Raw genomic sequence first — 19,109 nt, forward strand, 5'->3', positions numbered from 1 at the left:
CTCCACCAAGCCCCACTCGGCATCGGAGAGTTCATGGCGACGTATCACCACACCATGATCCACTAGCCAAGATCACTTTGACGACACTGCCTAGCGCAGCCGCCAGCACCGCCCGCGACACCGAGCCGACCACCTCCGTCGCGCTCACCCCGTACGGCCTCGCCGCCCGCGCCAGCACCACCGGCGCCACCCCGTCGGGCACGGCGCGCAGCGCCTCCAGCGCCTCGCCGACCGTCGCGCCGGCGTCGACCGCGACCAGCGGGCCGGCCCCGGCGAGCAGCGACCGAAGGCTGTTCGCCGCCTCCGACTCCGCCTCCGCCTCCGACTCCTCCAGGAAGCCCCACTGCCGCATCCAGTCGTCGCTGTGCACCTTGGACAGGTACGAGCGCCCGGAGTCCGGCAGCAGCACCACCACCAGGTCGTCCGGCCCGAGCCGCCGCGCGACCCGCAGCGCCGCCGCCACCGCCGTGCCCGAGGAAGGACCGGCCAGGATGCCCTCCTCGCGGGCGAGCCGACGGGCCGTCAGCAGCGACTCGCGGTCCGGGATGCGTTCGAAGGCGTCCACCACCTCCGACCGGTAGGCCTGCGGCCAGCGGTCCTCGACGGTGCCGGGGTGGAGGAAGTGCCCGATGCTCTCGACGAACCACGGGCTGCCGTCCCCGCCCCCGTACATCGAGGACTCCGGGTCGGCGCCGATCACGGTCACGGAGCCGCCGGACACCTGCTGGAGGTACCCGCCGGTGCCGGTGACGGTACCGCCGGTGCCGACGCCCGCGACGAAGTGGGTCACCCGGCCGCCGGTCTGCTCCCAGATCTCGGGACCGGTGGTGCGCACATGGGCGTCAGGATTGGCCAGGTTGTCGTACTGGTTGGCGAGCCAGGCGCCGGGGATCTCCTCCACCAGCCGCTGCACGACGTTGAACAGGTGCGCCGGGTCCTCGGCGGGCACGGCCGTCGGGGCGAGCACCACCTCGGCGCCGTACGCCCGCAGGATGTCGGACTTCTCGGGCGCCGACTTGTCGGACACCCCGGCGATCACCCGGTAGCCGCGCTGCCGCCCGACGATGGCCAGCCCGATGCCGGTGTTGCCGGAGGTCGCCTCGACGATCGTCCCGCCCGGCCGCAGCAGGCCGTCCCGCTCGGCGGCCAGCACCATGGACAGCGCGGCGCGGTCCTTGACGCTGCCGCCGATGTTGAGGAACTCGGCCTTGGCGTAGATCGGCGCGGGCAGTCCGGCGCCGAGCCGGGCGAGGCGGAACAGCGGTGTCCCGCCGATCGCGTCGAGTACGGATTCGTGCACTGCGGCCATCACGGCCTCCTTCGATCGGTGTCCGCCCGAGCCTGCCCGAACGCGCGGTCAGATAGTCGCTGGCAGCCCCGGATCGTCGGGGCCGGGCGTGCGAGGGTTCTCGACCTCAAAGGGGCGCGAACAGAGGCGCGTGGTGCCTCTTGCGCGCCCCTCAGATTTGCCGCGCTCCAAAGTGCGCAACGGTGCGGCCTGCGCCCGCCCCGCCGATCGGGGTGTGTGCGGAGAGTGATCGGCGCGCGATCAGATCAGCGGGTCGAAGAGGTCGCGCCCCCAGTGGCCGAGCCAGGACGCGGTGGTGGACCACCGGCCCTGACCTTCCACACCTTCCGTGGACTCGTCGTACGGCAGCACGGCGGTCGGGGCGAGCCAGCCCTCCCCCGGGTCGATGCGGACCCGCAGCAGCTTGAGCGGCTTGCGCAGGGCGACGAACATCCGCAGGTCGTCGGTGTGGGGGCAGTGAGTCTCGTAACGGTCGTGGACGGTACGGCAGATGGACTTGATGTCGGTGTCCGCGAGCAGGAGGTAGCGGCTGCCGGGGCCGAGGTTGACGCAGAGGCGGCGGCGGGCGGTGTCGCGGTCCGGGTACGGCAGGTTCTGGTGGTTGTCGACATGCAGGCCGAGACACAGGCCGTTCTCGGGCAACCGGTGGGTGACCAACTCGCCGGGCGGGTCGTCGGCCTCGTCCAGGGCAACGTGCAGCGGATCGCCGAGGAGGCCGACGAGCGCGGCGACGGTGTGGACGTCGGTGACGGTCCCAGGGAGGCGGAAGAACTCGACCAGGCCGCTGTCCTTGGTGAAGGAGCCCGGCGCGTAGCGCTCGGGGTGGTCCTCGGGGAGCGGGGACCAGTCGCCGGCGGGGACGACGGCTCCGTTCTCGTAGTCGGGCTCGCCGTGGACTCTGCGGACGTTGCCGATGTCGCAGCGGGCGCGGAGGGCCGCCGGGTCGCGGAAGGCGATGGCGGCGGGGTGCATGGTCGTCATGGGGTGAGCGGCCTCGGTTCAGTCGTTGTCGTCGTCGGAGTTGTCGCTGTGGCGGTTGATGCCGGTCATCAGGGCGGCGGCCAGGGTGGTCCACCAGACGACGTCGGCGGTGGCCGGCTCGCGCGGCGGAACGAGGTCCGAGGCGAAGCAGGCGAGGGCGAGGCTGGCGGCGGTGATCGCAGCCGTGGTGGCGAGCTTGATGACGCTCAACTTTCGGGCGAGGGAACGTTGCTGTTCGCGGTACGGAGGACGCGCGCCCAGACGCGCTTGCCCGTGCCGCACCGCGCGACCACCCCGAAGTCGACGGCGAGCCGGCGGGCGAGTTCGATCCCGCGGCCGCACTCGTTGAAACGGCCCGGACGCCGCTCCAGGAGCGGGAGGTCGCTGCGGGGGTCCCAGACTTCGAGGCGGCAGTCGCCGTCGAACTCCTGGAGGTAGAGCCGGACTTCGCCGTCGCCGTGACAGGCGTGGACGACGGCGTTGGTCACGAACTCGGAGGCGATGAGGACGAGGTCGTCGACCGGGTCACCGGCCCAGCCCCAGGAGGTGAGCTGGTCACGGACCAGGCGGCGGGCGGTACGGACCGAGGTCTCGTGCTCGGTGAGGGTGGTCTCCCAGGTTCGGAGGACCGGGTTACGCAAGGTGGACATGAGTCACCCCACACCTTCAGTGGCGTGTTCGTGCGGTCACAGTGAGTGTGGGGCATCGAAAATCGAATTTGCAACCCGAACAATGCCAAGAGAAAAATAAATTATTTGATCTTGGACTTGGCTTGAGCCCTGTAGCACGGCCAGCAAGACTGGGGCCGCAGACCAAGGGAGGGGCGCGTTGAGCAAGGACCCGTCAGCGATCAGGCAGATCCGGCTCGGAGACGAGCTACGAGCATGGCGCACAGAGAACAACAAGACGCTCGCCGACGTGACCGCCGGCCTGAAGGGCTGGAACCCGGCTCGACTCAGCAAGGTCGAGAGGGCGCTGCTGCCGGTGACCGCAGCTGACTTGGCCGCGTTCATGGACCACTGCGGGATCACCGGCCCGGAAAGGGCAGAGATCGAGGCGTTGGCCACTGACGGCCCTTCACGGCACTGGTGGCAGGATCACGAGTTTGCCGACACGATCAGCTCCGCTTTCGCTGAGTACCTCAGTCTTGAGGCCGATGCCACTCAGATGCTCGACTACTACCTGTCGGCCTTCCCTGGACTGCTGCAGACCGAGGATTACGCACGCGAGGTGATCGCCGCCGGTCTCGACGGTCTCAGCGAGGACCAGAACGAGGCTGCTGCCGAGATCCGCATTCTTCGCCAACGCAGGCTCACCAAAGCGCCACTACTCAATCTCGACGCCTACTTTGGCGAGGTGGCCCTACTCGTCGGCGGCGACGAAGAGGTTCTTGCCGGTCAGATCCGGCACGTTCTCAAGGTGGCTCAGTACCCCAACGTCATCCTTCGCATGGTTCCGCTCAGCGCTGGGCGACCTGGGATTCTGGCGTCGGGGCTTACGCTTCTTCGCTTCCCTGGGGAGCCAGGTGAGAGCTTCGCATTCGTCGAAGCCGTCGGCGGTATGCTCCCGCGTAAATCGGGACGTGAAGTCCGTCGGGCCGAGCGGGCCTTCGCTCGGCTGAAGCGGTGCGCGCTTTCGCCGACCGCCACCATTGCCGCCCTTGAACGCAAGTTGGAAGAGATCACGTGAGCGAGAAGCGCGACCCGTACAACCACAACCCCGCCGACGCCGACTGGGCCAAGTCCCCCTTCTCCGGCGACTCCAATGGCAACTGCGTGATCATCGCCCGCTTCCCCAACGGCGACGTCTGGCTCGGCGACGACAAGAACCCCGGCCGCCCCCACCTCGCCTTCGACCAGGCCGAATGGGCCGCCTTCATCCAGGCCATCGAAGCCCGCGACCCCCGCTTCACCGCCTGACCACCCACCGCCCCGCACCACCCTGCGCCGCTCACCGCATGCCCTGCGGTGAGCGGCGTCGGCATTACCGCTCATCTGATCGACCGTCAACCAGTTCGTCCGAACCGCCCCACACGCACAGCTCCCGCCATTACGCTCCCAAGCGTGATCACGCCCGGCGTCGATCCGGGCGCATTCCGTCATCCCCACCACAGGGAGCGCATGCCATGAGCGAGCTGGTGTACCCGTCCGACCCCGGCCTCAACGGCCAGGCGGTGGACGCGGCCGAGCGCACGTACGAGATGAACGGCTTCGACCCGGCGCGGGAGGACTCGAAGCTCTCCTTCACCCCCTGCCGGGTCGCCAAGCCCGCCTTCAACACCTACCGGCGCAGCGGCGAGCAGACCGTGTCCGGCTTCCTGGACACCACCTGGGCCTACGACAGCCGCCTGACCGACGACAGCGGAGGCCCCACCGGCGGGCCGGGCGCGGACCTGACCCGGCTGGAGGCCGCGAACGGCGCCTTCGACGAGATCGTCCTCGGCCTGGTCGGCCTCGTCGGCGGCCGGGGCAGCCTGGGGCCCGCCACCACCCAGGCCGCCCAGGACTTCGGCATCGCCTCCTCCGAGCGCGGCGCCGTGACCTTCATCGACGCCTGGAGCGCGGCGGCCGCCTACCTCGGCTACGGGTTCGACGGCTGGGTCTCCAACGACTACCAGGACCTGTTCACCCAGCAGCAGGCCCAGGGCCTGCTGGGCGCCGCCCGTCGCCTCAAGGAGCGCAACCCGGACCTCGCGGTCGGACTGCACATCGGCGGCTGGGACCTGAGCGAGGCCTTCCACGCCATCGCCCAGGAGCCCGCCTCCCGGCGGCGGTTCGCCCAGTCCGTGGTACGGATCTTCCGCGCCTTCCCGATGTTCTCCACCCTCCACCTGGACTGGCGCTGGCCCGGCTCGGCCGGCGCCCCGGAGGCCGGGTACGGCCCGGAGGACGCCGGGAACTTCGCCGAGCTCATCCGCGAGACCAGGGCCGCGCTGTCCGCCGCCGACCGGAACGCGACGATCGCCGTCGCGGTGCCGGCCTCCGCCGCCCAACTGGACGCGATGAACGTCCCGCTCCTGGTCGAGGCCGGCGCCGACCGGCTGGACCTGATGTCCTTCGACTTCTTCGGCAGCCCCTGGTCCGCCGGGCTCGGGCACCACACCTCGCTTCGCCGCGACCCGAGCAGCAGCCAGACGGACTGCGTCGACAACGCCGTCACCCACCTGATCGAGCACGCCGGCGTGGCCCCGCACCGCATCCACCTCGGCTACGCCACCACCACCCGCAACGCCAAGCGGGCCCGGCTCACCCGCAGCTCGCCCCTGCGCGGCACGTACGACACCGCGTCGGGCCAGACGGTCGGCTCCTTCGCCCCCGGCACGAGCACCTACGCCGACGTGCTGCGCAACTACCTCGACCTGGAGCAGGGCGAGGGCCGCAACGGCTTCGAGCTGTACACGGACATCTCCGCCGACGCCGACTACCTCCACAACCCGAGCACCGGCGTCTTCCTCTCCCTCGACACCCCGCGCTCCGTCCGCGCCAAGGCCGAGTACGCCCGCGCCCGGGGCCTCGGCGGCCTGTTCGCCGAGCACGCCGAGGCCGACCCCGGCGTGCTCACCAACGCCGCCCGCGAGGGCCTGGGGCACACCGTCACCGCGACGGTCGTCGACATGAAGCCCCTCTACGTCACCGGCCGCAGCTGACGGCGGGCGACGGACCACCGCCCGGGCGCCGGCTCCCCACCGCCGCCCGGGTGGGAAACCGGTCGTGCCGACCGCCCCGACGCCGTACCGTGGTCCGGTCGACGATCTTGGGGCCAGCGGCTCCACGTGAACGAAGGAACGGGGCGGAACACCATGCAGCAGTACCAGGGCTGGACCGACGAACGGTTCGGCGCCGTGGCGGACGTCTTCGCCCGCAACTTCGACGAGTTCCCCGAACTCGGCGCCGCCGTCACGGTGTTCTCCGGCGGCCGCAAGGTGGTCGAGCTGTGGGACGGGACGGCCGACGAACGCACCGGCCGGGCCTGGACGCAGGACACCCTCGTCCCGGTCTTCTCCTGCGCCAAGGGCGCGGTGAGCATCAGCGCCCACCTGCTCGCCCAGCAGGGCCGCCTCGACCTCGACGCGCCGATCGCCCGCTACTGGCCCGAGTTCGCCCGCCACGGCAAGCAGGACATCACCACCCGCATGATCCTCGGCCACCGCGCGGGCATCCCGGCCCTGGACGCGGTGCTGTCCTTCGAGGAGATCGCCGGCTGGGCTCCCGTCGTCCGCGCGATCGAGGCGCAGGAGCCGCTCTGGGAGCCCGGCACGGCCTACGAGTACCACGGCCACGTCCTGGGCTTCGCGGTCGGCGAGGTGATCCGCCGGATCACCGGGCTCACGCCGGGCGAGTTCCTCCGCAAGGAGATCGCCGAGCCGCTCGGCCTGCCGGTCCGGATCGGCCTGCCGGAGAGTGAACTCCCGCGCTTGGCCCGGCTGGTGGAGGCGGAGGGCCGCCGTCCGATGCCCGGCCCGGAGCACCTGCTGACCCGGATCGTGACGATGAACGGCGCCCTGGTCTTCCCCGGCCTGGACGTGCCGCACGGCTGGAACGACCCGGCCCTGCACGCGATCGAGCTGCCCGGCGCGGGCGCGGTCGCCTCCGCCACCGGGCTGGCGGGGCTGTACGCGGCCGCCGCCACCGGCCTGGACGGCGGCCCGCGCCTGCTCTCGCACGAGACCGTCACCGACGCGGTGCGCGAAGTCTCCTCCGGCGCGGGCTTCCTGGGCTTCGACATGGGCGCCCGCTGGGGTTCCGGCCTGCTGCTCGACTCCCCCGCCTTCCGCCCGCTGCTGGGCGCGCGCAGCTTCGGCAACGACGGCGCGGGCGGCCAGTTCGCCTTCGGGGACGACGAGTTCGGCGTCGGCTTCGGCTACGTCGCCAACCGGATGATCGGCCACGGCGACGCCCGCGCCAACCGGCTGATCGAGGCGGTGCGCGGGTGCCTGGGGTGACGGACTTCCTCGCGCGGCTCACCGCGCTGGCGACCACCGGCGGCCTGGACGGTCCGGACGGGCTGCGCTACAACGCCTCGCTGCCCGAACTCGCCGCCCACTACGGCGATCCCTGGGACGGCGGGCGGATCCACCGCGAGTCCCGCTGGCCGCACGGCTTCAGCTGGGGCGACGTGCAGACGGTGTTCTGCCACTGCCGCCGGCTCCAGTCGCTGTCCCTGCCCGTGTGGCACGGCGAACTCGAACTCCCGCTGGCCGGTGGCGGGTTGCTGACGCTCGACACGCACGTCACCGAGTCGGCCCTGATCGCCGCGCTGACCGCCGCCGGCTGCCGCTGGGAGACCGTGACGTACGAGAACGTCCCCGACCAGCGCACCCTGGAGGTGGCGGTGGCCGAGGAGGTCCGGGTGGCGTTCGTCCTCACCGACCGCGACGGTCACCAGGCCCGCGACGGCCACGCGGCCCCCGAGGGCCATGATGACGCGCCGCCGCCAGACGACTGGGTGCTGAACAAGGCCCTGCTGTGGGGCTACGACCACACCGACTGCCCCGAGCCGGACCGCACCCTCCCGGACGACGGCTGGGGCGCCTCGCCCAACTGACGCGTGCGGTCGGCCCGTTACGCCCCAGCGCGCAACGGGCCGGGCGCGCTCCCGGAGTGGGGGCTCACGCCAGGGCGCGCGGCAGCACCACCCGCACCCATTCCTCCGGCTGCGACAGGTGCGGTGCGTGACCGGCACCCCGGTACAGGTGTCGTTCCACCTTCGACAGGGTGAGGTCGATGATGTCCAGCACCTCGCCGTACATCGGCGGACTGTTGTCACTCTGCGTGAGTAGAGCCGGTTCCGTGAAGCGGGCCAACGCGTTCAGGTCGAGGTCCAGGGCGTCCGGGTCCCGCAGCTCGTCCAGGTAGGTCGGCGCGTTGCGCACGTACGTGTGCCGCACCGGCGCGGGCAGCTGTGCCCAGGCCCCCGGCCCGAAGGTGACCGTCTCCACGAACAGCTCCGCCGCCGCGGCCGACTCGGCCTGCTCCAGCAGCTCCCGGACGGCGGTGATCCGGTCGGCGAGCGCGGTGGCGACCGGCCTCAGCTCGGGGTCGGCGAGCAGGATGCCGGCGCCGGGCGGCTCGTGCACGGCGATCCCCCGCAGCAGGTCGGGCCGGGCGGCGGCGAGCCGCAGCGTGATCAGCGAACCGTACGAGTTCCCGCAGACGAACGCCGGCGCGAGTCCGAGCCCGTCGATCAGCCCGGCCAGGTCGGCCGCGTCCTCGTGGACCGAACCCTGGGTGAGCGGGTCCTCACTGCGGCTGTGGCCCCGCCGGTCGTAGGCGACGACGGTGGTCGACTCGGCCAGGCCCGGCATCACGCGCGCCCAGCTGTCGGCGTCGCTCCACGAGCCGTGCACCAGGACGACGCCGGGCCCCTCGCCACGGGCCTCGTAGTGCAGCGACACCCCGTTCACCCTGATCTCGGCCATCACGAGCCTCCCGATCTCGGCGGTGCTCCCCCACCAGCCTGACACAGCCGCTCGGGGCGGCACCCCCGGGCCGTGGCCGTGACCGAGCGTGACGAACAACGGGCGATCAAGCGCCCCGCAGGCTCAGCCCATGCCCCGAGCCGGCTCAGCCCATGCCCCGGGCCGGCGGCTCGTCCCGCGTGCCGTCCTCCGCCACCACCGTGAACCGGCCGGGCCCGGAAACCGACAGGTCCACCGGGTGGACGGACTTGGAGTCGTTGACGTCCAGTTCACTGCTCTTCCGCCCGGTCGCGGCGTCGACCCGGGTCAGCTTGTCCCGGGTCAGCGCCCACACCGACGCGCCGTCCACCAGCAGCCCCGTCACCTGGTCGTCCAGCCCGGACGTCCAGCGCTTACCGCCGTCGGCGAGCGAGTAGGCGACCAGGCGCCCGGTGGCGATGCGGCTGGGGTTCTTCCCCCCGCTGATCCGGACGTCGTCCGGCTTCTCGCCGGGGACGATCAGCTGGTCGCCGACGACCACCCCGCCGAACAGCGGGCGGGCGGCGAACGCGTCGTACGCGTGGGCGCCGCCCAGCATGACGTCGAGGTCGTACTCGTCCCCCGCGACCGGGATCGACGCCCGCTGCCGCCCCGCCCCGTCGAAGCTGAGCACGGCGTGCGTCCCGCGCTCGCCCTGCGCGTCGACCCAGACCGCGAGGGGCTCGGTGGAGACCACCGCGACGTCCTTCAGCCCGCCCGTGACCGGCAGGGCGACCCGGGTCCGCTCCCGCCCGTCCGCCGGGGCCAGCGACCGCAGCACCGGCGCGGCGTCGCCGCACTGCGCGACCGTCACCACCTCCGCCGCCCCGCCCGCCACCTGCAACGGCGAGCAGCCGGCGTCCGCGTCGCCGCGCCAGGAAGCGCGCCCGTCGGCCAGGTGCACCGCGCGCCAGCCGGTCCGCTCCTGGAGGACGGCCTCGTCCCCGGCGACGGCGAGCAGATCGGGCGCCGCCGTGTCCCCGACGCGGCCGGGCGCGTCCGCCGCGGCGGTCCAGGCGGCCTTGCCGTCGGCGAGGTTGAGCGCCGTCACCGCCGCGCACGGCCGGTCGTGCGGGGAGTGGCCGAGCAGTCCGAGGCCGTGGCCCGTCCCGCGGCTCATGGCGCAGACGGAGTCCTCGCCCGGCGGCGTCCACCGCCACGCGACCTGCCCGGTGGTGCCGCGGTAGGCCACCACCTGGTCGGGCCGGACCCGCACCACCACGTCCCCGCTGGTCCAGCTGCCGACGGCGCGGATCGACGACGGCCGGTCCAGCGGCGCCTCCCAGGCGTCGTTGAGGCCGGTCCCGGCGAAGGAGACGAACGCGGCAAGCCCGAACAGGATCCCGACGGCGACCGCGGGGAAGCCGCGCCGGGGGTGGAGCAGCGCCCACAGCAGGCCGGCCCCGCAGGGCATCAGGCCGAGGATGCTGACGATGCCCATGATGTCGAGGCTCTCGCCGCCGTACCCCTGGGACGGCCCGATCAGCACGGCCAGGCCCATGCTCGCGAACATGGCCCCCAGCACCCCGCCGGAGACCACCATCCAGGCCTCCTTGTCCATGGCGAACCCGCCCCTGGCGAGGCGGACGGACCTGCGGGCCCGCCCGGCCCCGGCGGCACTGTCCACGGGCCCCTCGGCCATGTCGGTCACTCCCCCGTCAAGCGCCGCCCACGCACGAACGACGATCATCGGATGATCGCAGAGCCTGGCTCGATCCTGAACAAAGACAACGGAAAACTCCCGGCCCCGGCGACGGACGGTAGGTTGACCCGGGGGCCGGGGCGCGGCACCGGGGGCGTGAAAGGGGCGGGGATGCAGCCGGGCGACGTACTCGACGGGCGGTACGAGCTGGTCGAGCAGATCGGCGAGGGCGCCTTCGGCGCGGTCTGGAAGGCCCGCGACGCGCGGATCCAACGGCTCGTCGCCGTCAAGGTGATGCTCCCGGGCAGCAACAACACCCCCAAGGACGCGGCCCGGTTCGTCCGCGAGGTGGCCACCGCCGGCGCGCTCAACCACCCGTCCATCGTCACCGTGCACGACTTCGGCCGGCACGACGAGGCCGGCCGGCCGCTCTACTTCCTGGTCATGGAACTGCTCGACGGCGCCCCGCTCAGCCGCCACCTCGGCGACGGACCGCTGCCCCTGCGCCAGGCCCTCACCTGGGCCGTCCAGATCTCCCAGGCCCTCGCCACCGCCCACCGGGCCGGCGTCGTCCACCGGGACGTCAAGCCGGCCAACGTGATGATCCAGTCGTCCGGGGAGGTCAAGGTCGTCGACTTCGGCATCGCCCGGGTCGGCACCGCCGACGACGGCATCACCAGCACCAACGTCATCGTCGGCACACCCGCCTACATGGCCCCCGAACGCTTCGACAGCGGCGGCCTCGACGCCCGCTCCGACCTCTACGCCTTCGGCTGCCTCCTGTACGAACTCCTCACCGGCCGCACCCCGTTCCGCGGCACCCTCTACGAACTCATCCGCCAGCACGGCGAGGTCCACCCGGCCGCCCCCGGCACCCTCCGGCCCGGCCTGCCCGCCGACGTCGACACCCTCGTCCTCGAACTGCTCGCCAAGGACCCCGACCGACGGCCGCCGCACGCCGACCAGGTCGCCGAACGCCTGATCCACCTCGCCGAGCAGGCCGAACGACCCCCGGCCGGCTACCACGCCACCGTCCGGGACGTCCCCGCCGCCGAGGAGGACCCGTACGTCCTCGCCCGCCGGCAGGAAGCGGACGCGCTGTTCCAGCGCACCCGCGACCAGGCCGCCCAGGTCGCGCTGCAATTCGAGACCAGCATCGCCCAGCGGCGCCGCCGGCTCGACCAGGACCTCGCCGACCAGCGGGCCCGCGCCGAGGCCCGGGCACAACAGATCGTCGCCGAAGCCCAGCAACGTGGCGAGGAGCTCGAACGGGAGGCCGCCGCCCGGGCGGCGGCCAGCCTCAAGCAGCTCACCGAGGCCGAGCAGCGCACCGACCTGCTGCGCCGGCAGACCGACAAGCTGCGCAACGACGCCGAGAGCCTGCGCCGCACGGTCGACAACGCCCGCCGCCAGGCCTCCGACTTCCTCGCCGACGCGGCCGCCAAGGCCGGCCTCGGCCCGGCCCCCGAACCCCGCCGCTCGATCGCCCCGCCCGCCGGCACGCAAACCGGCTCTCAGAGCGGCCCGCAGACCGGCTCGCAGACCGGCTCGCAGCGCCGGAAGCTCCCGAGCATGCAGGAACTGCTCTCCGGCCGGAGCCGCTCCACCGGCGGCGGCGACCAGCCGGGCCGCCGCTCCTGACCTCGCCCCAACGCCTCGCACCCGCAGGCGAGTTGGCCCGCCCACCCAACGCCCTCCCCCCGCCCGCCAGGCCGGGCCCACGGGGGCCCCGCACCCGCGCCACCGGCTGGGCCCTGCGGCCCCTGCACGCGCACCGCGACCCGCCCGCCGAACCGTAGAATCCGGAGGTAGACACCAGGGAGGGATTTCGCGTGTTCCAGGCGCAGCGGCCGCGCACCGCACAACTGACCCCACGACTCGGCGACGACGGGACGGGGCGGGTCGACGGCGTCGCCCTGCTACTGCCCGGCGGGTTCCTGCGCAGCCGGCGCGGACCGCTGAAGGTCGCCGAACTGGGCCTGCGCGACCTCACCGCCGAACTCGCCGACCGCGGCCGCCCGCACGGCCTCGCCGTCCACCTGCTGCGCTACCGCTACAGCGGCTGGAACGGCGCCGACGCCGACACCGCCGTCGACACCCGCTGGGCCCTCGAAGAACTCGCCCGCCGCTACGGCGACGTACCCGTCGTCCTCATCGGCAACTCCCTCGGCGGGCGCGCCGCCTTCTGGTGCGCCGGGCACCCGAACGTCGTCGGCGTCGCCGGCATCGCGCCCTGGCTGCCCAGCGGCGACCCCGTCGACCACCTCGCCGGCCGACGCGTCCTGATCGTCCACGGCACCGGCGACCACAGCGCCGCCAACGCCAACCAGTCCCTCGAATACGCCCTGCGGGCCCGCCCGGTCGTCCCCGACCTCGCCCGCTACGAAGCCCCCGGCGCCAACCACTACCTCATCCGGCAGACCGCCGACATCAGCGCCCTCACCACGGACTTCACCCTCGACGCCCTCAAGGCCGAACCGGCCCCGCTCGCCTCCGGCACCGTCTGCACCCGCCTGCCCGGCAGACGCGCCTAGGTCCGCCCGGGAACCCACTGTCGACCAGCGAGCGGCACGAAATCGGGTTGGCGGTCGGCCGTCCGTCCTGCCTATGGTCGGGGGATGACCACTCGAACCTTCCGCATCATGGTGCGCGGCGTCTTCGACGACCTCAGCGTCGAGCAGCACGCCGAACTCCTCGCCCGCGCGCCCGAACACGACGTGCTGCGCGCGGCCTTCACCCGCGAGGGACACCTCAGCTACGACCTCGGCGCGCGGGCCGCCTTCACCTTCCGCTTCCTCGACTCGGGCGAGGCGGAGGAGGACATCCTGGCGGCGGCCGAGCGGGCCGAGCAGGCGGCACGGGCCTGGCTGGCCGAGCGCGGCTACGGCTACAAGAACCTGCGGTCCCAGGCCGAGGACCTCTCGCAGGCACCGCTCGGCAAGCGGCAGCGCCGCGCCGCCAACGCCGGCTAGCCCCCTCCCCCCCCTCCCGCTACCTCCTTGACGGCTCGCCGCACCGGTATGCTTGAGTAGTCAAGGAGGTAGCAATGACAGATCCGCACGCCGACCCGCACACGAACCCACCGGCCGACCCACCGGCCGACCCGCAGGCCGACCCGGGCACCCGGCCCGACCCGCTGGACACCGCCCTGCGGCTGGTCCGCGCCCAGGCAGCCGTGGCCAAGCGCTTCGACGCGAGCCTCGGCGGCCTGCACGGCGTGAGCCTGTCCGACTTCACCCTGCTGCTCCACCTCGGCCACGCCCCCGGCGGCCGGATGCGCCGGGTCGACCTCGCCGAGGCCCTCGGCCTCACCGCCTCGGGCGTCACCCGCGGGCTGGCACCGCTGGAGCGGATCGGCCTGGTGAGCCGGGAGGCGGCAGCCCGCGACGCCCGGGTCGCCTACGCGGCCCTGACGCCGACCGGCCGCGACCGGCTCGCCGAGATGCTGTACACGGCCCGGAAGGTCGCCGCCGACCTCTTCGCGGCCGACCAGTGGAGCCCCGACGACCTCGACCGCCTCGCCGTCCTGCTCACCCGCCTCGGCGGCACCGCCCCCGACCAGCGGCCGGGGGCGGCCACAGCCCGCGACTAACGGACCGTTGAACTGTCGGACTGTCGGACTACGAAACCGCCAGATCCCGAACGGCGCCGCGTACCGCACCGTCCCGGCGCCTAGGCTGAGCCCGGCACCCCTGCACCCCTGCACCCCGGCACCGCCGCACCACCGCGAAGGGCAGCAACCCCATGACCCACACCCCCGGACAGCAGCCCGGCCAGGAACCCGCCCCCGACCTGACCGTCGACGGCACCGGCCTGCTCTGCGTCCAACTGCTGCTGCGACTGCGCGCCCGGATCGCCGACCTGCCCGCCGGCGCGGTGGTGCACATCCACACCACCGACCCCGCCGCCCCCCTCGACCTGCCCGCCTGGTGCCACCTGACCGGCCACGACTACCTCGGCCCCGTCCCGCACCCGGCCACCGACCGCGAGGTGTACGCCCTGCGCCTCACCGCCGCGGCCCGCCCGACCCGCGCCGACCGCCCCTGGCACCCCGCGCCGACCCCGGCCACCGACTGACCACCCCGGCCCCCGCCCTCGGCCCGAAAGCCCCGCGCGCCCCCGCCCACCGCCGGCCGCCCGGCTCCCTTCGGCGGTCCGGTGTGCCACGATGGGGAGAGCCGAACGGCCAAGCCTCACAGGGAGGTTGACCACCATGGATCCGATCCTCAGCTGCCACTGGCACGACCAGGACGGCGAGTGGGCACTGTCCGTCAGCCGCAACGGCGACGGCTGGGAGCTGCTCGCCGCCGCGCCCCGCGGGTCCGAGTCGCTCCCGTTCGCCGGGCCGGACGACGTCCGCCGGCTCGCCCAGGCGCTGCTGGACCTGCCGTCCGATCCGGAGCCGTACGAGTTCGAATGGCGGCTCTCCCGGACGGAGTTCGAGCGCACCGAGAACGAGCGCACCCACTTCGCGACGCTCGCCGTCGGGCTGGACCCCACCGACGGCCACCGCCCCTACCTCGCCTACCAGTCGTACTACCACTTCGGGCAGGCGAGCGGGCTCGGCCTGGAGGTGATCTGCGAGGACCCCCCGGTCGACCGCCTCCGCGCCCAGGCCCACGCCCTCCTCACCGACCTCCCCGGGCCCACGCCCGCCCGGCCGCAGCCCCCCTCACCCGGCTGAGCGCACCGCCCTCCCCAGTCCCCCCGGATCACCGGATCACGGGATCACCGGATCACCGGATCACGCCGTCCGCCGCAGCAGCGCCAGGTACATCGCGTCCGTCCCGTGCAGGTGCGGCCAGAGCTGCACGTCCGGCCCGTCCCCGAGCGCGGGGACGCCCGGCAGCAGCGGGCGCGCGTCGATCCACTCGACCCGGCCGCCCTCGGCCCGCAGCACGTCGTCCACGACGGCCCGGGTCTCCGCGAGGTGCGGCGAGCAGGTCGCGTACCCGACCACCCCGCCGACCCGGGTGGCGTCGATCGCCGAGCGCAGCAGGTCCCGCTGGAGCGGGCCGAAGGCCGCGACGTCGGCGGGGCGGCGGCGCCAGCGCGCCTCCGGGCGGCGGCGCAGGGCGCCCAGGCCGGAGCACGGCACGTCGACCAGCACCCGGTCGAAGCCTCCGGAGCGCCAGGCCGGGCGGGTGCCGTCCGCGGTGATCACCGTGTACGGGCCGGGGTTGCCCTCCAGCGCCCGGGCGACCAGCCGCGCGCGGTGCGGCTGCTTCTCGCTCGCGACCAGCCCGGCGCCGCGTTCGGCGGCCAGCGCCGCGAGCAGCGCGGCCTTGCCGCCGGGGCCGGCACAGCCGTCCAGCCAGAGCCGGTCCGGGCCGTCCAGCGGGGCGTTGGCCAGGGCGAGGGCGACCAGCTGGCTGCCTTCGTCCTGGACGCCCGCCCGGTTGTCCCGGACGGCCTCCAGCGAGCCCGGGTCGCCGCCTTCGGCGAGCCGCAGCGCGAACGGGGACCAGCGGCCGGGCTCGGCCTCGGGCAGCGCGTCGGCGAGTTCGCCGACGTCGACCCGGCCGGGGCGGGCGACAAGGGTCACCTCGGGCCGGGCGTTGTCGGCGCGCAGCAGGTCCTCCAGGGCGCTGCGCCCGGAGGCGTCGGGCTGCCAGCGGCCGAGCGAGTCCCAGAGCGCGGAGACGACCCAGCGCGGGTGCGAGTGGACGACGGCGAGGTGGTCCTCGGCGTCCTTCTCGTACGGCGGGGCGACCTTCTCGATCCAGGCGTCCAGGTCGTGGGCGCTGATCCGGCGCAGGACGGCGTTGACGAACTTGGCCTTGCCGTCGCCGAGCACCACCCGGGCCAGCTCGACGGTGGCCGAGACCGCCGCGTGGCTGGGGATGCGGGTGGTGAGCAGCTGGTGGGCGCCGAGCGAGAGCACGTCCAGGACCGGCGGGTCGACCTTGCCGAGCGGCCGGTCGATGCAGGCGGCGATGATCGCGTCGTAGGTGCCCTGAAGGCGCAGGGTGCCGTAGACGAGCTCGGTGGCGAGGGCGGCGTCGCGCCGGTCCATGCCCTTCTGCTCGGCTTCGCGGAGCAGCGACGGCAGGATCAGGTTGGCGTACGCGTCGCGCTCGTCGACGGCGCGCAGCGCGCGGAACGCGACGATCCGGGCCGGGTCCTTCTTCGGGCGGCGGTGCGGGCGGGGGGCGCGCTGGGCGCTGGGGGTGGTCACAGGATGCCTCAAGGTGCTGCGGTGGTTATCGGTGGTTATCAGAGGATTATCAGTGGTTATTGGACGAACAGTAACGCTAAACCTGAGCCTCAGCCCTCGGAGCCGAAGCGCTCCCCGGACTCCAGCCGCGCCCCGCGCGCCCAGTCCGCCGCCCGCATCTCCTTCTTCCCCTGCGGGCGGACCTCCCCGAGTTCGACCTCGTGGCTGCCCGTCCCGACCCGCACGCTGTTCTTGCCGACCACGGCCAGCTCCCCGGGCGCCAGGGCGGACGAGTCGGTCAGCAGCTTCACCGGCCCGGTGATCTTCAGCCGCTCGCCGCGGAACTCCGTCCAGGCGCCGGGCGCCGGGGCGCAGCCGCGCACCACGCGGTCGATCCGCAGGGCGGGGTGGCTCCACTCGACGCGCGCGTCCTCGACGGTGATCTTCGGGGCGAGCGTGACGCCCTCGGCCGGCTGCGGGAGGGCGTGCAGGGAGCCGTCCTCGATGCCGTCCATGGTGGCGGTGAGCAGGCGCGCGCCGGACACCGAGAGGCGGGTGAGCAGTTCGCCGCTGGTGTCGGTCGGGCGGATCTCCTCGGTGATCACGCCGTAGACCGGACCGGAGTCCAGGCCCTGCTCGATCAGGAAGGTGGCCGCGCCGGTGACCTCGTCGCCGGCCAGCACGGCGTGCTGGACGGGGGCCGCGCCGCGCCAGGCGGGCAGCAGCGAGAAGTGCAGGTTGACCCAGCCGTGCTTGGGGATCTCCAGGGTGCCGGGGCGCAGGAGCGCGCCGTAGGCGACCACCGGGCAGCAGTCGGGGGCGAGTTCGGTGAGCCGGGCGACGAACTCCGGGTCGCTGGGCTTCGCCGGCTTGAGGACCTCGATCCCGGCCTCCTCGGCGCGCTGGGCGACGGGGCTGGCGACCAGCTTGCGCCCTCGCCCGGCGGGGGCGTCGGGGCGGGTGACCACCGCGACGACCTCGTGCCGGTCGGAGGCGAGCAGGGCGTCCAGGGCGGGAACGGCGACCTCGGGGGTGCCGGCGAAGACGAGACGCATCAAGTGCCTTTCTGCAAAAGAACGTTGGAGATCAGAGGGTTCAGCGCGCGGCGCCGAACGTGCTGTGCGGGGAGACCTTGACGACCGGCGCGGGCGCGCCGCCCCAGTCGGTGTCACGGATCGCCTTCAGCGCGGCCTTGCGCTGCTCGCGGTCGAGCCGGTCGATGAAGATGATGCCGTCGAGGTGGTCGGTCTCGTGCTGGATGCAGCGGGCGAGCAGCTGGGTGCCCTCCAGGGTGACCGGATCCCCGTACATGGTGAAGCCCTTGGCGACCACGCCGTAGGCGCGCTTGGTGTCGTAGCGCAGTCCGGGCAGCGAGAGGCAGCCCTCGGGGCCGTCCTGCTCCTCCTCGGTCAGCGACAGGTCCGGGTTGATCAGGTGCCCGGTGACACCGTCCACGTGGTAGGTGAACACCCGCAGGGAGACGCCGAGTTGGGGCGCGGCGAGGCCGGCGCCGGGGGCGTCGAGCATGGTTTCGGTGAGGTCGCCGACCAGGGTGCGCAGTTCCTTGTCGAACGTGGTCACCGGCTGGGCGGTGGCCCGCAGGACGGGGTCTCCGAAGAGCCGGATCGGCTGGATCGCCACGGGTACGGGCTCCTGTCCGTCGAGGGTGCTGGGCTGCGGGCAACTACGGGTTCCCGGCAAGTCTATGCAACGCACCGCGCCCGCCGCCCATGCCCTCACCCGGCTCCTCACACCGCCCCGAACGCCCCTCCCCCACCCCGGCACCGGCTTCTGGCATATCCCGAGTGTGCCCGGCGGCGTTACCCCGGCCCCCGCTTCGGCGTTGGTCAAGTGAGATTGACCGGGGCCGGGCGCACGGGACACCGCGCCCCGGCCGAGCCGAACCGTACGGAAGGTGGCACGTAGGCCATGGCCGAGCAGATCAACCACGACGCCCGGGCGCGGGCGAGCCTGCACCTGCTGGTGCGGGACATCGAGCGGGTGAGGCGGCAGGTCGACGCGCTGCGGACGCTCACCGCCCAGTTGGGCAACGTCTACCGTCCGCGCCGGCCCAGCACGTCGGCCGGCTTCGTCGTGTACGGGCGGGCGCCCGCGCCGACCGTGCGCCTGGCGCAGGAGCTGAGGGAGAGCGTGGAGACCCTGGTCGCGGCGGCGGTCGAGTTCGACCGGGCCCTGGGCTTCTCCTGGGACTCGGTGGGCTCGGCCCTCGGGGTCACCAAGCAGGCCGTGCACCGCCGGTACGGGATGCGCCGCCCGACCAGCGAACTCCTCGCCGCCAGCGGCGCCGTCCCGGGCCAGAGCCGCCCGGACCGCTCGGAGGAGCTGCCCGCCGCGCCGTCCGGCGGCCTGGCGGCGACCGTCCCGGCGGCCCGCCAGGGCGGCCTGGACCGCAGCAGCCTCGACCGCACCGCCCTGGAGCGCGGCACCCTGGAGCGCACCGCGCTCGACCGCACCACCCCGGAGCGCGGCACCCTCGACCGCCCCCCGGTCGACCGCACCACCCCCGAGCGCACCCCGGTCGACCGCACCGGCATCCCGCTGCGCGGCTGACGCCGCCGTCCGA

General features: G+C 73.5%; 21 protein-coding genes. 12 read left to right on the forward strand and 9 right to left on the reverse strand.

The window, feature by feature from the left end; translation table 11 throughout:
- Positions 1-31 precede the first annotated feature (31 nt).
- From AC07BF_RS28685 to AC07BF_RS28700, 4 genes are all read right to left on the reverse strand, one after another.
- Positions 32-1,309, reverse strand: coding sequence for a PLP-dependent cysteine synthase family protein (locus tag AC07BF_RS28685; protein ID WP_478334105.1), 1,278 nt, complete (start codon positions 1,307-1,309; stop codon positions 32-34).
- A 240-nt stretch (positions 1,310-1,549) separates the two neighbouring features.
- Positions 1,550-2,290, reverse strand: a complete 741-nt coding sequence (locus tag AC07BF_RS28690; protein ID WP_400803520.1) for a hypothetical protein — start codon at positions 2,288-2,290, stop codon at positions 1,550-1,552.
- Positions 2,291-2,308: 18 nt separating this feature from the next.
- Positions 2,309-2,500 (reverse strand): hypothetical protein, encoded by a 192-nt coding sequence (locus tag AC07BF_RS28695; RefSeq protein WP_350887235.1) that lies wholly within the window; start codon positions 2,498-2,500, stop codon positions 2,309-2,311.
- The gene (locus AC07BF_RS28700; RefSeq protein WP_400803524.1) at positions 2,497-2,940 is read right to left on the reverse strand and encodes an ATP-binding protein; all 444 of its coding nucleotides are present in this window, start codon (positions 2,938-2,940) and stop codon (positions 2,497-2,499) included. The genes AC07BF_RS28695 and AC07BF_RS28700 overlap by 4 nt, the downstream gene beginning before the upstream one ends.
- A 178-nt stretch (positions 2,941-3,118) precedes the next feature.
- On the opposite strand from AC07BF_RS28700, the gene AC07BF_RS28705 reads away from it, so the two are divergent.
- From AC07BF_RS28705 to AC07BF_RS28725, 5 genes are all read left to right on the forward strand, one after another.
- Entirely contained in the window at positions 3,119-3,979 is an 861-nt protein-coding gene (locus tag AC07BF_RS28705; RefSeq protein WP_363583182.1) for a helix-turn-helix domain-containing protein, read from the forward strand.
- On the forward strand, positions 3,976-4,209 hold the full coding sequence (locus AC07BF_RS28710) for a DUF397 domain-containing protein (RefSeq protein WP_363627493.1): 234 nt from the start codon (positions 3,976-3,978) through the stop codon (positions 4,207-4,209). Before AC07BF_RS28705 ends, AC07BF_RS28710 begins: the two co-directional genes overlap by 4 nt.
- A gap of 206 nt (positions 4,210-4,415) precedes the next feature.
- The gene (locus AC07BF_RS28715; protein ID WP_363627492.1) at positions 4,416-5,936 is read left to right on the forward strand and encodes a glycosyl hydrolase family 18 protein; all 1,521 of its coding nucleotides are present in this window, start codon (positions 4,416-4,418) and stop codon (positions 5,934-5,936) included.
- 153 nt (positions 5,937-6,089) lie between these two features.
- Positions 6,090-7,232, forward strand: coding sequence for a serine hydrolase domain-containing protein (locus tag AC07BF_RS28720; RefSeq protein ID WP_478334106.1), 1,143 nt, complete (start codon positions 6,090-6,092; stop codon positions 7,230-7,232).
- Positions 7,229-7,834: a hypothetical protein gene (locus tag AC07BF_RS28725; protein WP_363627491.1), complete on the forward strand. Its 606-nt coding sequence runs from the start codon at positions 7,229-7,231 to the stop codon at positions 7,832-7,834. The genes AC07BF_RS28720 and AC07BF_RS28725 overlap by 4 nt, the downstream gene beginning before the upstream one ends.
- Positions 7,835-7,898: 64 nt before the next feature.
- Here AC07BF_RS28725 and AC07BF_RS28730 read toward each other — a convergent pair whose 3' ends face one another.
- Together AC07BF_RS28730 and AC07BF_RS28735 are read right to left on the reverse strand one after the other, a co-directional pair.
- Complete coding sequence (locus AC07BF_RS28730; protein ID WP_363583172.1) at positions 7,899-8,708, reverse strand: alpha/beta fold hydrolase; 810 nt, start codon at positions 8,706-8,708, stop codon at positions 7,899-7,901.
- Between the two features lie 145 nt (positions 8,709-8,853).
- Positions 8,854-10,368 (reverse strand): outer membrane protein assembly factor BamB family protein, encoded by a 1,515-nt coding sequence (locus tag AC07BF_RS28735; RefSeq protein WP_363583170.1) that lies wholly within the window; start codon positions 10,366-10,368, stop codon positions 8,854-8,856.
- Between the two features lie 171 nt (positions 10,369-10,539).
- Between AC07BF_RS28735 and AC07BF_RS28740 the strand changes: the two genes are divergently transcribed.
- The 6 genes from AC07BF_RS28740 to AC07BF_RS28765 all read left to right on the forward strand — a co-directional run bounded on the left by AC07BF_RS28740 (position 10,540) and on the right by AC07BF_RS28765 (position 15,052).
- A complete protein-coding gene (locus AC07BF_RS28740) occupies positions 10,540-12,009 on the forward strand; it encodes a serine/threonine-protein kinase (protein ID WP_478334107.1) in 1,470 nt (489 codons plus the stop codon).
- Positions 12,010-12,200: 191 nt separating this feature from the next.
- Positions 12,201-12,902, forward strand: a complete 702-nt coding sequence (locus AC07BF_RS28745) for a dienelactone hydrolase family protein (RefSeq protein WP_363627489.1) — start codon at positions 12,201-12,203, stop codon at positions 12,900-12,902.
- Positions 12,903-12,986: 84 nt separating this feature from the next.
- On the forward strand, positions 12,987-13,340 hold the full coding sequence (locus tag AC07BF_RS28750; RefSeq protein WP_363583164.1) for a DUF6204 family protein: 354 nt from the start codon (positions 12,987-12,989) through the stop codon (positions 13,338-13,340).
- 74 nt (positions 13,341-13,414) lie between these two features.
- The gene (locus tag AC07BF_RS28755; protein ID WP_363627488.1) at positions 13,415-13,960 is read left to right on the forward strand and encodes a MarR family winged helix-turn-helix transcriptional regulator; all 546 of its coding nucleotides are present in this window, start codon (positions 13,415-13,417) and stop codon (positions 13,958-13,960) included.
- A gap of 152 nt (positions 13,961-14,112) precedes the next feature.
- Positions 14,113-14,445, forward strand: a complete 333-nt coding sequence (locus tag AC07BF_RS28760) for a sulfurtransferase TusA family protein (RefSeq protein WP_363583160.1) — start codon at positions 14,113-14,115, stop codon at positions 14,443-14,445.
- A gap of 136 nt (positions 14,446-14,581) precedes the next feature.
- Positions 14,582-15,052 (forward strand): hypothetical protein, encoded by a 471-nt coding sequence (locus AC07BF_RS28765; RefSeq protein WP_363627487.1) that lies wholly within the window; start codon positions 14,582-14,584, stop codon positions 15,050-15,052.
- A 60-nt stretch (positions 15,053-15,112) separates the two neighbouring features.
- Here AC07BF_RS28765 and AC07BF_RS28770 read toward each other — a convergent pair whose 3' ends face one another.
- The 3 genes from AC07BF_RS28770 to def all read right to left on the reverse strand — a co-directional run bounded on the left by AC07BF_RS28770 (position 15,113) and on the right by def (position 18,166).
- A complete protein-coding gene (locus AC07BF_RS28770; RefSeq protein ID WP_363618305.1) occupies positions 15,113-16,546 on the reverse strand; it encodes an RsmB/NOP family class I SAM-dependent RNA methyltransferase in 1,434 nt (477 codons plus the stop codon).
- An 89-nt stretch (positions 16,547-16,635) separates the two neighbouring features.
- Complete coding sequence (gene fmt, locus AC07BF_RS28775; protein ID WP_363583154.1) at positions 16,636-17,580, reverse strand: methionyl-tRNA formyltransferase; 945 nt, start codon at positions 17,578-17,580, stop codon at positions 16,636-16,638.
- A 40-nt stretch (positions 17,581-17,620) separates the two neighbouring features.
- On the reverse strand, positions 17,621-18,166 hold the full coding sequence (def, locus tag AC07BF_RS28780; protein ID WP_363627486.1) for a peptide deformylase: 546 nt from the start codon (positions 18,164-18,166) through the stop codon (positions 17,621-17,623).
- 288 nt (positions 18,167-18,454) lie between these two features.
- Between def and AC07BF_RS28785 the strand changes: the two genes are divergently transcribed.
- Entirely contained in the window at positions 18,455-19,096 is a 642-nt protein-coding gene (locus AC07BF_RS28785) for a hypothetical protein (RefSeq protein ID WP_400844166.1), read from the forward strand.
- Positions 19,097-19,109 lie beyond the last annotated feature (13 nt).

This window comes from Kitasatospora sp. NPDC043950, from assembly GCF_056435345.1.

Bases quoted from the DNA above. Each gene is read 5' to 3' on its own strand.
- AC07BF_RS28685 (WP_478334105.1), bottom strand. From the start codon at position 1,309: ATGGCCGCAGTGCACGAATCCGTACTCGACGCGATCGGCGGGACACCG.
- AC07BF_RS28690 (WP_400803520.1), bottom strand. From the start codon at position 2,290: ATGACGACCATGCACCCCGCCGCCATCGCCTTCCGCGACCCGGCGGCC.
- AC07BF_RS28700 (WP_400803524.1), bottom strand. From the start codon at position 2,940: ATGTCCACCTTGCGTAACCCGGTCCTCCGAACCTGGGAGACCACCCTC.
- AC07BF_RS28715 (WP_363627492.1), top strand. From the start codon at position 4,416: ATGAGCGAGCTGGTGTACCCGTCCGACCCCGGCCTCAACGGCCAGGCG.
- AC07BF_RS28720 (WP_478334106.1), top strand. From the start codon at position 6,090: ATGCAGCAGTACCAGGGCTGGACCGACGAACGGTTCGGCGCCGTGGCG.
- AC07BF_RS28730 (WP_363583172.1), bottom strand. From the start codon at position 8,708: ATGGCCGAGATCAGGGTGAACGGGGTGTCGCTGCACTACGAGGCCCGT.
- AC07BF_RS28735 (WP_363583170.1), bottom strand. From the start codon at position 10,368: ATGGCCGAGGGGCCCGTGGACAGTGCCGCCGGGGCCGGGCGGGCCCGC.
- AC07BF_RS28740 (WP_478334107.1), top strand. From the start codon at position 10,540: ATGCAGCCGGGCGACGTACTCGACGGGCGGTACGAGCTGGTCGAGCAG.
- AC07BF_RS28750 (WP_363583164.1), top strand. From the start codon at position 12,987: ATGACCACTCGAACCTTCCGCATCATGGTGCGCGGCGTCTTCGACGAC.
- AC07BF_RS28755 (WP_363627488.1), top strand. From the start codon at position 13,415: ATGACAGATCCGCACGCCGACCCGCACACGAACCCACCGGCCGACCCA.
- AC07BF_RS28760 (WP_363583160.1), top strand. From the start codon at position 14,113: ATGACCCACACCCCCGGACAGCAGCCCGGCCAGGAACCCGCCCCCGAC.
- AC07BF_RS28765 (WP_363627487.1), top strand. From the start codon at position 14,582: ATGGATCCGATCCTCAGCTGCCACTGGCACGACCAGGACGGCGAGTGG.
- fmt (WP_363583154.1), bottom strand. From the start codon at position 17,580: ATGCGTCTCGTCTTCGCCGGCACCCCCGAGGTCGCCGTTCCCGCCCTG.
- AC07BF_RS28785 (WP_400844166.1), top strand. From the start codon at position 18,455: ATGGCCGAGCAGATCAACCACGACGCCCGGGCGCGGGCGAGCCTGCAC.